Annotated in this window: 8 protein-coding genes; all 8 read right to left on the bottom strand. The window is 64.3% G+C overall.

Annotation, left to right across the window (positions count from 1 at the left end; genetic code table 11):
- Positions 1 to 33: 33 nt before the first annotated feature.
- The gene (locus IFT76_RS18075) at positions 34 to 642 is read right to left on the bottom strand and encodes a class I SAM-dependent methyltransferase (protein WP_192059645.1); all 609 of its coding nucleotides are present in this window, start codon (positions 640 to 642) and stop codon (positions 34 to 36) included.
- On the bottom strand, positions 639 to 1,397 hold the full coding sequence (locus IFT76_RS18070; RefSeq protein ID WP_122477836.1) for a PIG-L deacetylase family protein: 759 nt from the start codon (positions 1,395 to 1,397) through the stop codon (positions 639 to 641). The genes IFT76_RS18075 and IFT76_RS18070 overlap by 4 nt, the downstream gene beginning before the upstream one ends.
- Entirely contained in the window at positions 1,394 to 2,401 is a 1,008-nt protein-coding gene (locus IFT76_RS18065) for an acyl-CoA dehydrogenase family protein (RefSeq protein WP_192059643.1), read from the bottom strand. Before IFT76_RS18065 ends, IFT76_RS18070 begins: the two co-directional genes overlap by 4 nt.
- Positions 2,398 to 4,560: a glycogen debranching protein GlgX gene (gene glgX / locus IFT76_RS18060; RefSeq protein ID WP_122477839.1), complete on the bottom strand. Its 2,163-nt coding sequence runs from the start codon at positions 4,558 to 4,560 to the stop codon at positions 2,398 to 2,400. Before glgX ends, IFT76_RS18065 begins: the two co-directional genes overlap by 4 nt.
- Positions 4,561 to 4,782: 222 nt before the next feature.
- Positions 4,783 to 5,133, bottom strand: coding sequence for a DUF2934 domain-containing protein (locus IFT76_RS18055; protein WP_192055273.1), 351 nt, complete (start codon positions 5,131 to 5,133; stop codon positions 4,783 to 4,785).
- Between the two features lie 14 nt (positions 5,134 to 5,147).
- Entirely contained in the window at positions 5,148 to 7,937 is a 2,790-nt protein-coding gene (locus IFT76_RS18050) for a malto-oligosyltrehalose synthase (RefSeq protein WP_192059642.1), read from the bottom strand.
- Positions 7,934 to 10,018, bottom strand: a complete 2,085-nt coding sequence (gene malQ, locus IFT76_RS18045; protein WP_192059640.1) for a 4-alpha-glucanotransferase — start codon at positions 10,016 to 10,018, stop codon at positions 7,934 to 7,936. Before malQ ends, IFT76_RS18050 begins: the two co-directional genes overlap by 4 nt.
- Positions 10,015 to 11,808, bottom strand: coding sequence for a malto-oligosyltrehalose trehalohydrolase (treZ, locus tag IFT76_RS18040; protein ID WP_192059638.1), 1,794 nt, complete (start codon positions 11,806 to 11,808; stop codon positions 10,015 to 10,017). The genes malQ and treZ overlap by 4 nt, the downstream gene beginning before the upstream one ends.
- Positions 11,809 to 11,825 lie beyond the last annotated feature (17 nt).

The raw sequence follows: 11,825 nt of genomic DNA, 5'->3' as shown, positions 1-11,825 counted from the left end.
TCGACTGAGTATCAAGTCTGCGTGTTCCAAGGGTCAGCGCAATCCCTCGTGCTGAGCGACGGTCGTCGACTCGCAGCTCCACAGTTCCAGTAGAAAATCACCCTCCCTGTGTTCCACCAGCCGGTGCATGCCCAATTCCGCGTGCAGCTGTTCGTGGACCTGCGTGGCCGTCTGCGGCGCACCCTCGATGCTCGCCAGCCAGTGACAAGCAACCACTTGGCCTCCGGGGTTCAAGCAAGCACGAGCTTTCTCGATGACCTGGCTGAGGTCGGTGCGACTCAGGTAGTAACCCAGTTCATTGAGCACGATGAGGTCGAAGCGCTCGCTTGGCCAGTCGGCGGGCAGGGCGGCCTGTCGCGCCTGGGCGTGGGCGATGTCGCTCAGGCGCGCCTGGGTCAGGCCCACCGCGCGGGTGTTCATGTCGCAGCTGAGCAGGGCGTCGCAGCGCGTGGCCAGTGCCAGGCTGGTCTCGCCGTTGGCACAACCGGGCTCGAAGATCGCGCCATAGCGCTCCTTCGGCAGGCAGGCGAGCAGCAATGCCCGCTTGCGCCGCTCGTACCAGCGATGACGCATGGCCCAGGGGTCGTCGTTGCCCTCGTAGAGCTTGTCGAAATACTGGTTGTCGACACTTTGTCCGCTCATAGAAACACCACCTCGAACGGCTGCAGCAACCGCTCCAGTACGTAGGGGGGCAGCACAGGCGCCAGGCCTATCTGTGGATCGCCTTCCAGCTGACTGGCGAAGGCATGCACCGCATGGCTCTTGCGCGCCACCATCACCTTGTCCAGCGGCAGCTTGCGCGCGCGCGACCACGGGATCCGATCGTCTTCGGGCTGCGCCCAGTGCCAGGTCCAGATCGGCAGTTCATGATGGCTCGCGCCAGCAGCCGCGGCCGCCGTTGCGCCCGCACGGCCTACCGCCTCATGGTCGGTGTGGCCATCGTTGCACCAAGTGCTGAACACCACATCGGTGGGCTTGAGGTAGCGCTGAATGAACTCGGTCAGGCGTTGCTCCTCGTGCGCCACACCGCTGTCGGCGAAGCCTCCGCGAATCCATTGCAGGCTGTGCAACGGCAAGCCCAACCGGTGCAGCGCCTCGGCGCTCTCCTGCGGCCGCACGGCGCTGAGGCGTTCGGCCGGCCACGTCTGCGAGCCCGGATGGCTGGCGCTCCCGTCGGTGACGGAGATGATCAGGATCTGCCGATCCAGCCCTGCCAGCAATTGCAAAAGCCCACCACAGCCGAGCACTTCGTCGTCCGGATGCGGGGCGATGATCACCGCCCGCGAGCCGGCCGGTACCAGGGTCTGGGCGTCGATCAATGGCAGTTCGGCCAAGTGCCGCGAGCCGCGCCAGGCCTGCAGGGGCGTGCCCTGGCCTACGATAGGGTTTTCTTTCATAAACTCCAGGTCCGCGTCGTGGGGGCGCCGAGCAACTGGCCCAGCGCAGCGAGGTCGCGCTCGGCATGGCTCTGTCGCAGGTATACCGGCAGATCGGCGATCAACCGGGCGAAATGAGGATCCTTGCAGTACGGGCCCGCGCCCAGGGCTCGGCCGACATGGCTGATGACGGTGACGGCGGTCTGTTCAGCCACCGCGCGGCACAGTCGCGCCGAATGCTCGAAGTGGCCATCGGGCTGCAGGTCGGCAGCAATGGCGGCCTGGCGCAGGACGGCAATGCAGGCCGCCAATGCCCGGTCCACTGCGCCCAGGTGCGCCAGTGCATGAGGTTCGGGCCGGGCATGGCAGTGCTCGGCCAGATAGCGCCCAAGCTCACGGGCAGCACCGAACCAGCACGCGGCGATGCCGATGCCGCCCAGCCAGAAACCGGGGCGGTTGAGGTAGCTTCCTGCGATTCCGACGTACCAGCCCTCGGCATTCTCCAGCAGGATCTCGACGCTGCCGGTGTTGGCCATGCCCACGGCGTTCCAGCCGTCGTCGGTGACGCACAGGTTGGCTTGGTCCATCGGCACCGCGACCAGTTGTTGCTGGCCATCGTCATCCCATGCCGTAAGCAGGCCATGGGTGACGACGCTGGCGCCCGAACACCAGGCCTTGCGGCCGCTGAGCAGCACGCGCTCACCTTCGTGGCGAACCATCACCCGTGCCTGGGGCGGCTCCGAGGCCCAAGTGCCCCAGATCGAGCCCTCGGGCGCGGGATCGGCGCCCAGTTCCTGCATGATGGCCAACGCGTCAGTGTGGCCTTCGTACAGTTTGCACAGGCCCAGATCATGCCCGGCCACGGCCGCCAGGCACTGCCAGCGCTGCAAAGTGTCGCCACCGGCGGGCAGCGGCAGGCTGTCCAGGCCCGAGGCGCACAGCCGCCGCAGTTCCTTGCCCAGCGCTGCAGTGTCGGCGTAACCCTGCGCCGGCCAGGTCAGAGCCTCGGTCAGGGTCGGTTTCATTCTTCGACATCCCGGTGCAGTTCGAACATCAGCATCGAGCGACCGGTCACCTGGAATTCGCTGCCGAATTCCAGACGCTCATGCTCGCCCAGGTCCGGGCGGTTGGTGTCGATGCGGCAATTCCAGTATTCACCTTCCGGTACTTCGGGAAGGGTGAAGTTGACGACGTCATGGTGAGCATTGACGATCAGCAGCAGGGTCGCATCGGCGCCCGGTTTGCGAATGCCACTGGGCTGCGCGCGGCCATCGAGCATCATCCCCAGGCAGCGGCCATGGGCGTCTTCCCATTGCTCGGCGGTCATCTCGTTGCCCAGCGGGTCAAGCCAGGTCACGTCCTTGACGCCGATGGCTTCGTTGTACTCGCCGACCAGAAAGCGATTGCGGCGCAGGATCGGGTAGCTGTTGCGCAGCTTGATCAGGCGTTTGACGAAACGCAGCAGGCCCTTGCCGTCTTCGTCGAGCTCCCAGTTGACCCAGCCGATCTCGCTGTCCTGGCAGTAGGCATTGTTGTTGCCACCCTGCGTGCGCGAGAACTCGTCGCCGGCGACGATCATCGGCGTACCCTGGGAGAACAACAGGGTGGTAAAGAAGTTGCGCATCTGGCGCAGGCGCAGTTCGATGATTTCCGGATCGTCACTGGGGCCTTCGACACCGTGGTTCCAGGAGACGTTGTTGCTGGTGCCGTCCTGGTTGTCTTCGTCGTTGTCTTCGTTGTGCTTGTCGTTGTACGACACCAGGTCGCGCAGGGTAAAGCCATCGTGCGCGGTGATGAAGTTGACCGAAGAATAGGGCCGGCGACCGCGCTGGTTGAACATGTCGCCCGAGCCGGTCATGCGCGCGGCGAAGTCGGCAAGCTGGCCGTCGTCACCTTTCCAGAACGCCCGTACGGTGTCGCGGAAGCGATCGTTCCATTCGGCCCAACCCGGCGCGAAGCCGCCCACCTGATAGCCACCGGGGCCACAGTCCCACGGCTCGGCGATGAGCTTCACCGAGCGCAGCACCGGGTCCTGGCGACAGGCGACGAGGAAGCTGTGCCGTTCCGAGAAGCCGTCGTGGTAGCGGCCGAGGATGGTTGCCAGGTCGAAGCGGAAGCCGTCGACGTGCATTTCCGAGGCCCAGTAGCGCAGCGAGTCGGTGACCATCTGCAACACGCAGGGATGGCTCAGGTCCAGCGTGTTGCCGGTGCCTGAGTCGTTGATGTAATAGCGCTTGTTCTCGGGCATCAAGCGATAGTACGAGGCGTTGTCGATGCCGCGCATCGACAGCGTCGGCCCTTGCTCGTTGCCTTCGGCGGTGTGGTTGTAGACCACGTCGAGAATGACTTCCAGGCCGGCGTCGTGTAGGTGCGCGATCATCTCCTTGAACTCGGCGATCTTGCCGCTGGCGATGTAGCGCGAATGCGGCGCGAAGAACGCGATGCTGTTGTAGCCCCAGTAGTTGTTGAGGCCTTTCTGCAACAGGTGCTGGTCGTTGACGAAGCCATGGATCGGCAGCAACTCGATCGACGTCACCCCCAGGTTCTTCAGGTGGTCGACCACTTCCGGCACGGCGAGGCCGGCGAAGGTCCCGCGCAGGGACTCAGGCACGGCAGGGTGCTGCATGGTCAGGCCGCGCACATGTGCCTCGTAGAAGATGGTCTTGTCCCACGGCACACTGACGCGATGGTCGCGGCCCCAGGTGTAGGCCGGGTCGATGACTTTGCTCTTCGGCACGAATGGAGCGCTGTCGCGTTCGTCGAAACTGAGGTCACCATCGGGATGGCCGATGGTATAGCCGAACAGGGCCTCGGACCACTTGAGTTCGCCTACCAGCTGCTTGGCGTAGGGGTCGATCAGCAGCTTGTTGGGGTTGAAACGGTGGCCGTTCTCGGGATCGTAAGGGCCATGCACACGGTAGCCGTAGATCAGCCCTGGGTGGGCGTCGGGCAAGTAGCCGTGGTAGATCTCGTCGGTGTACTCGGGCAACTCGATGCGCTCGATTTCCTCTTCGCCACTGGCATCGAAGATGCAAAGTTCGACCTTGGTGGCATTGGCGGAAAACAGCGCGAAGTTCACACCCAGACCGGTCCAGGTGGCGCCAAGCGGGAAGGGCAGGCCTTCGCGAATACGCGACGGTTCGGTCGGTTCTGGCGCGGGTGCAGCTTTCTTGTGCGGACTCATGGTCGATCCTTGCTCTTGGTTTGCACACATACGGCGCAGGCAGATGTCATAGCATCATCGGTGTCTTCAGAGTCGGGAGGTGCTGAGGCAGGCAACGGGTCGGTGAACGTGCCGTCCGGGTGACGGGCACGTGAAGTTCGGTAACTGCAGTCATCCAGCCCTGGGGCTGGACCGACGGAAGATGTGCCCGCGTGCCAGGTAGCGGCAGTACGCGGGCGGGTGTCACTTTGCAGCGGGCTTTTTCGGTGGACGCGGCTTCTTCGGTGCCGGTGGCTTGCCAGCACCGTCGGCCTTGGCGGCGGGATCCGCTGCTGCATCGGCTGGCTCAGCAGCCTTGCCCGGGGCCTTGGGTTTGGCAGCAGGACCCTCGCCAGCTGGCTTGGGCTTGGGCTGAGCGGCCGCCTTGGGCTTGGCCGCAGCTTTGCCCTTGGCCGGCTTGGAAGGCGCTAGCGCCTCGGCCTCGGCCAGTTTGCGTGCCATCTCCCAATGGCGCTCGTCCTGCCCTTCGGGCTGACCTTCGGATTCCCAGATCTGATAGGCGAATTCGCGGACTCGTTTATCGTCGGCACTCATTTCAACGCTCCTTATTACAGCTCACTTTGTAGGAAGAGATTGACGGGAAACTCTTTCAGCGCAGTGCTCACCAACAATTCCTTCTCTGCTGTGACTGCGTGGTCGGAGAAAAGTCCCTTCAATGTAGCCCCGGATTGCACCGATGGCAAAACGACACGGGTGTCGCCCCAAGCGCTGGCATTGATCAAAGGCGTCTGGGCATCGGCCAACAGGCCGCTGGCCAGACGGGGCACGATCACTATGGCCGTCGTGCCGTCCAGTACGCGAGCGAACGCGTGAATGCGATCGGCATGCACACCCTGGACGTCGAGCTTCTGGTAGCTGCCGTCCCGGAATAGCGCCGGGTGTGCGGCACGCGCCTGAAGCGTGCGCTGGATCATGGCCTGCTTGATGCGACCATCGTGCCAGTCTTGCAGCAATTCGCTGACCGCAGGGCGGGCATCGAGCGAATGTTCGCGTGCGGCGTAATCCACCGGACGACGATTGTCCGGATCGACCAGGCTGAAATCCCAGTACTCGGCGCCCTGATACAGATCGGGGATGCCTGGCACGGTCATGCGCAGCAGGGTTTGCACCAGGCTGTCCAGCGCGCCGCTGGGCGCAATGGTGCGACTGGCGGCGGCAATGGCATCGCGCAGCGGGCGACCCTTGTCGCTCAGCAGCAATTGCTCGAGAAAGTCGCGGCAGGCTGTTTCGTAGGCTTCGTTTGGCGCACTCCAGCTGCTGATCAGCTTGGCTTCGCGCAACGCCTTCTGCTGCCATTGGTACAGGCGCTCGGCGTAGGCGGTCAGGCCTTCGACGTCGTCACTGCGCAAGTCCAGCGGCCAGCTGCCCAGCAGTGCCTGGTAAAGCATCAGCTCGTCGCCACCACTCGGTGCATGGCCGTCGCCGAAGGCACTGCGCAGGGGCGCAGCCAGCTCCAGCCATTGCTGCACTTGCTCGACGTACCAGGGTGCGCGCTCGCTGAGCACGGCCAGGCGCGTACGGGTGTCTTCGCCACGCTTGTGGTCGTGGGTGGCAGTGGCCAGCAGATTGTCCGGGAAATGCTCGAGGCGCCGCTGACAGGCCTGGTCGAACGCTTCCGGGGTGCCGGCGAACAGTTCGGTCTCGAAACCGACGTCGTTGCGCGAAAGCAATACGGCAGAGCGGTAGAATGCAGTGTCCTCGACAGCCTTGGCCGCCGCTGGCGATGTCAGTTGCTGGAAGCGCACGCAGGCGTGGCGAATCAGCTTGCGTCGACGCCCGATGGGCAGCGCGCGCCAGCGTTCGCCTCCCAGCCAGCGCTGCAGGTAATCGAGTACCGGCCAGTCGGCCTCGCCCAAGGTGCCGCGTGCGCCGTCCATGGCCTTCTGGAAGAAGGCTTCGTCTTCAGCCGGGCGTCCGCACGGGTTGATATAGGTACGGTACACCGGGAAGTGCACGATCAGTTCTTGCAGCGCTCGGCGGATGGCGCCCAGGGTCAGGTCGCGGCTCATCAAGTCGCCGCGGGCCACTTGCAGCAAGGCCTGGGCCACGGACTCGAAATCGCCGGCGAGGGAACCGTTGAGTACCAGGTTGCGAGCCACGTGGGCTTCTTCGATGAACTCGCTGGGGCGGCCACTGACGCGGCTCCACAGCTCGCCCAGTGGCTGCTCGCCGTCAGGGTCATGCTGCAGCAACGACACCTGGTTCATGAACTCGTAGCCGGTGGTGCCATCTACCTGCCAGTCACGGTGCAGTGTTTCGCCTGCACCCAGAATCTTCTCGACGTAGATCGGTACGTGATCGATGCGCGCGGACTCCGGGCGCTGCTGCAACAGGGCGTTGACCCGACGTCGCAGTTTGCGCGAATAGCCACGCGGGTCGGCCAGGCCGTCGATATGGTCGATACGCAAGCCGTCCACCAGGCCTGCGCCGATCAGTTCGAAGATCTTCGCATGGGTCGCTTCGAACACCGCCGGCCGCTCGACACGCAGGCCGCCCAACTCGTTGACGTCGAAGAAGCGCCGCCAGTTGATGTCGTCACCGGCGGTGCGCCAGCTTGCCAGGCGATAGGATTGTCGCTCCAGCAGCTCGTGCAGGCGGTTGAAGCCTTCGTCGCTGGTAGCATCGAACTGGGCCAGGGAGGCTTTAATGCCATCGTTCAGGCCGCCGCTGGCGACACGGGTCGCCAGATCGGCTTGCAGCGCGCGAGCCTCGCCGTACGCGTCGTCGCTGCCATGCAGGTTGGCGAAGCGCGCGCCCAACTCGCTGACCGGTGCATTGCCCGACGCCGCCAGGATGTGCGGGTAGTCGATCGGGCAGATCGGAAAGCGATGCTCGTAGTGCTCGACGAAAAAGCTGCCTTGCTCGGCGTCGAACTTGAGCACCAGTTCACCGCCCTGCAGGGCCGCGCCGTAGTCACTGCCCAGAAAGGGCAACAGCAACTGGCCTTCGAGCAACGGGTCGGGCGAGTGCCACTGAATGTCGAAGAACTCCGAATACGGGCTGCGACGCCCCCACTCGAGCAGGTCGAGCCACCACGGGTTGTGCGCACCGCCCACGGCCATGTGATTGGACACGATGTCCAGAATGAAACCCATGTCCTGCTCGCGCAGCGCTGCGATCAGCCGCTCCAGCGCGGGCTGGCCACCCAGTTCGGGGTTGACCTGGGTCGGGTCGACGACGTCGTAGCCGTGCATCGAGCCGGGGCGGGCCTTGAGAATGGGAGACGCGTACACGTGGCTGATGCCGAGCCGGGAAAAATACGGCACCAGGCGAGCGGCATCATCCAGGGTGAAATCCTTGTGCAACTGCAGCCGAACGCTGGCCGTCATTTTTTTCATCGGTAACGCTCACTGGCTTGTTGGCGGGCGCAGGCCAGCAGCTCTAGGCGTCTGGCAGCGTCTTCATCGTCGAGAAGATTCTGGGCATGGGCGCTGTAGCGGCGGCGCCAATTGGGATGACTGTCTATGGTGCCCGGCAGGTTGGCCTGTTCCTCGATACCCAAGGCATCGTCGATCGGCAGCAATACCAGCGGAGCAGGGGTCTGGCCAAGGAAGCGGGTACTGGCGTCGATCATCGCATCGATGTTGTCCACGCCCTCCACCTGGCTCTGCTGCAGTTCGTGTGCAAGCACCTGGCGCAACGCGCGACGCTCGTGTTCGCGGGTCTCGCGCCAGTGTTTCTCGGTCGGCTCGTCGATCAGTTCCAGGTCGCGGTTCCAATCGATGTCACGCCCGCGCCACCAACCGTTGAGGGTCGGCAGGTCGTGGGTGGTCGAGGTGGCCAGGGCGTTGTCTGGCCACGCTTGATTCTCGATGAACACGCCGTCGTTCTGTTCGAACAGCAGCACGCGCATCCCCAGCATCTGCCGGGCTGCCAGCTTCTCACGCAAGCCATCGGGCACCGTGCCGAGGTCTTCGCCCAGCACCACGGCCTGGTGACGGTGGGATTCGAGCGCGAGCAGGCGCAGCATGTCGTCGATGGGAAACTGCAGGTAGGCACCTTCGCCGGGCTTGGCGTCGGCCGGAATCAGCCACAGGCGCTGCAGGCCCATGATGTGATCGATGCGCAGGCCACCGGCATGGGCGAAATTGGCCCGCAGCATCTCGATGAATGCGCGGAAGCCATTGCGCTGCAGACCCTCGGGCGAGAATGCCGAGATGCCCCAGCTTTGCCCCGAGCGATTCAGAATGTCAGGCGGCGCGCCCACGGTCAGGTCGGCGAGCAACTCGTCCTGACGGCTCCAGGCCTGGCTACCGGCGCCGTCGGCACCCACGGCAAGGTCGGCGATCAGACCGATCTTCATGCCGCTGCTGCGCGCCGCTTGCTGCACCTTGGCCAGGCAGCGGTCGATCAGCCATTGGCAGAATGCATGAAAGGCGATCTCATCGCTGTGGGCTGCAGCGAACTCGGCCACGGCCGTGCCGCGTGGGTCATGCCACTGCTGGGGCCACTGGCGCCAGTCCAGGCTTTCACCGCGAGCCTTGAAGTCGGCCTGCAAAGCCTCGTAGCGGCAGTGATTCTCCAGCGCTTCGCCACCGGTGTGGCGGAACGCGTTGAAATCCGCATTGAGGGGGTGTTCGTTCTGGCAGAAGCTGTCATAGAGCGCACGCAGCAAGCGCTGCTTGGCCCCGGCGGCAGCTGGCCAGTCGACCAAAGGCAAGGCTTCCAGCGCGTGCAGGGTATCGCCCAACCCGGAAGTTTCGATAGCGGTGCGCACGGCGTCTTCACCGAGCACCGCGGCAGGTGCCGCGTACAGGCTGTTGAGAAACAGCCGGCTCGAAGGCGAGTAGGGGCTGTAGCGCGTGTTGTCGCTGCTGCTCATGGCGTGCATGGGGCTGATCGCCAAGGCATCGGCACCGCGCTCGCCGGCACTGCGCACCAGCGTTTCCAGGGCTTGGGTATCGCCGAAGCCGCCATCACCGCTGCGGCGCACTGCGTACAACTGAACACCCAGCCCCCAGGCGTGGGCGGTGTCCTGGCCATAGGCGTCGGCGACGCTGAAGCAGCGTGGTGGCGCTACAGCCAGGGTGAAATGCTGCTGCTCGATGTGCACGTCCTGATAACCGACGGGCAACAGGCCGGGCAGTGCGCCGTTTTTGTCCAGGCTCAGCGACAGCGTGCTGCCGTCTTCCAGCTTGACTTCGCAGGCCGTACCCGGCTCGAAGAACCGCGCAAGATCGAGCGGCTGGCCGTGTTCGACCGTCAACAGTGGAGGCAGGCGATGCGACTGTGCCGTCTTGCGCAACTCGTCCAGGCTTTGCTCGACCTCTTGCACTGAATCGGCAGGATGGCCCAGGCCACGCAGCACCTTGCGCAGGACACCGTCGGCAACCGTCTGCGGCTTGCCATTGGCATCGGTCCAGTCGACGGCGATGCCGGCGCGCTCGGCAAGATCGTGGAGTTGGCGTTGTTCGGTCATACCGCTGTCTCCGAGTCACCCGCCGGAATCAAGCTGACCAGAGCGGTAAAGGCGGGCAGTCCTTGGGTCAGTACGGTGGTGGTGTCGTTCTGGGGCCGGCTGTCGAACAGCAGGTGTTCGGTCTGCAGATGGGCCGGCACGGTCGCCTCGCTCAGGTTCAGATCGATGCGCAACACGCTGCCATCGCCCATTCGCCATTTTGCCGTCACCGCCTTGTCGGCCAATACCTGCGCACCCAGTGACTGGGCACCATCGAGCCGCGGCACGATCTCGTCGCGGCGCAAGGCCAGCAACTGGCGATACAACTGCACCCAGGCCCCGTCCTGGCGGAACTGGAATTCGGCGAAGTCCGGCCGCGACGCTTCGAACGTGCTGGCAGCGTTCGGATCGGGAATCTTCGCCCGGGTTGCTTCGTTGGCGAAGGCGTCGAACGCGGCAAACTCGGCGCGACGCCCCTCGCGGACCGCTCCGGCCAATTCGCCGTGGTGATCGGTGAAAAACAGGAACGGCTCGTCGGCGGCCCACTCGTCGCCCATGAACAGCATGGGAATCATCGGCGACAGCAACAGCAAGGCAGTGGCGGCGCGCAGGGCCGGTTCGCTGCACAGCAGACTCAGGCGCTCACCCATGGCGCGGTTGCCGATCTGGTCGTGGTTCTGCAGAAACAGCACGAAGGCAGTGGGCGGCAGATGACCGCTGGGTTCGCCACGCGATTCGCCCTTCTGGTTGGTATCGCCCTGATAGATGAAACCCTGACTCAGGCACCGCGCCAGCTTTTCGGTCGACTGTTCGCTGAAGTCGGCGTAGTACGCCTCGTCTTCACCGGTCAGCAGTGCATGCAGCACGTTATGACCGTCGTCGTTCCACTGCGCGTCGTAACCCTGCTCGAGCAGATGAGCCTGGTTGTGCTCGTTCTCCAGCATCAGCCAGACGTGTCGATCGGCGCCGACCTGCTCGCGCAGGGTGGTGGCCATCTCCTGCAGGAAGGTCGGGTCCTGAATGGCATGCACGGCGTCGAAGCGCAGGCCGTCGAAACGGTATTCGAGCAGCCACATGGCCGCGTTATCGATGAAGAAACTTCTTACCTCATCACGACGGAAGTCGATGGCATCGCCCCACGGGGTTTTCTTGTCGTGGCGGAAGAAGCCCTTGGCGTAGCGGCCAAGGTAATTGCCATCGGGGCCGAAGTGGTTGTAGACCACATCGAGGATTACCATCAGGCCATGGCCATGGGCGCAATCGATCAAATGCTTGAGCTGTTCGGGTGTGCCGTAGGAGGCTTCCGGAGCATACGGCAGGACGCCGTCGTACCCCCAATTGCGTTCGCCGGGGAATTCGGCGATGGGCATCAACTCGATCGCGGTGACGCCCAGGGCTGCAAGGCGTGCCAGGTGGGACTCGACACCGGCGTAGCCGCCCAGCGCACCCACGTGCAGTTCATAGATGACCGCCTGGGACCATGGCCGGCCCAGCCAGCTGGTGTTCTGCCAACTGTAGGCCAGCGGGTCGACTACAAGGCTGGCTGAATGCACGTCGTCCTGCTGGGCGCGGGACGCCGGGTCAGGCACTGCCATCTCGCCATCGATATCGAAACGGTAGGCGGTACCGGCCGCGCACTTGTGTTCCAGGGTGAACCAGCCGTCGTTGCCGGCGAGCATGGGCAACGATTCGCCGTCGGCGATCTGCAGCCCGACCGAGAAAGCGTCCGGTGCCCACAATGCAAAGTGAGTGAGCCCGGAGTCCTGCATTACTGCACCGTGGGACCAGGTTTCAGTTTTCCGTGAAGGCATCGATGAAACCTCTTCCA

This window comes from Pseudomonas sp. CFBP 13727 (assembly GCF_014841915.1).
Taxonomy (GTDB): domain Bacteria; phylum Pseudomonadota; class Gammaproteobacteria; order Pseudomonadales; family Pseudomonadaceae; genus Aquipseudomonas; species Aquipseudomonas baltica.
The sequence above is the reverse complement of the archived record's forward strand: the minus strand, read 5'-3'. Positions and strand labels throughout refer to the sequence as shown.

What these genes read in the sequence shown, in the direction of transcription:
- IFT76_RS18075 (WP_192059645.1), bottom strand. Translation starts at nt 642, where the DNA reads ATGAGCGGACAAAGTGTCGACAACCAGTATTTCGACAAGCTCTACGAG.
- IFT76_RS18070 (WP_122477836.1), bottom strand. Translation starts at nt 1,397, where the DNA reads ATGAAAGAAAACCCTATCGTAGGCCAGGGCACGCCCCTGCAGGCCTGG.
- IFT76_RS18065 (WP_192059643.1), bottom strand. Translation starts at nt 2,401, where the DNA reads ATGAAACCGACCCTGACCGAGGCTCTGACCTGGCCGGCGCAGGGTTAC.
- glgX (WP_122477839.1), bottom strand. Translation starts at nt 4,560, where the DNA reads ATGAGTCCGCACAAGAAAGCTGCACCCGCGCCAGAACCGACCGAACCG.
- IFT76_RS18055 (WP_192055273.1), bottom strand. Translation starts at nt 5,133, where the DNA reads ATGAGTGCCGACGATAAACGAGTCCGCGAATTCGCCTATCAGATCTGG.
- IFT76_RS18050 (WP_192059642.1), bottom strand. Translation starts at nt 7,937, where the DNA reads ATGAAAAAAATGACGGCCAGCGTTCGGCTGCAGTTGCACAAGGATTTC.
- malQ (WP_192059640.1), bottom strand. Translation starts at nt 10,018, where the DNA reads ATGACCGAACAACGCCAACTCCACGATCTTGCCGAGCGCGCCGGCATC.
- treZ (WP_192059638.1), bottom strand. Translation starts at nt 11,808, where the DNA reads ATGCCTTCACGGAAAACTGAAACCTGGTCCCACGGTGCAGTAATGCAG.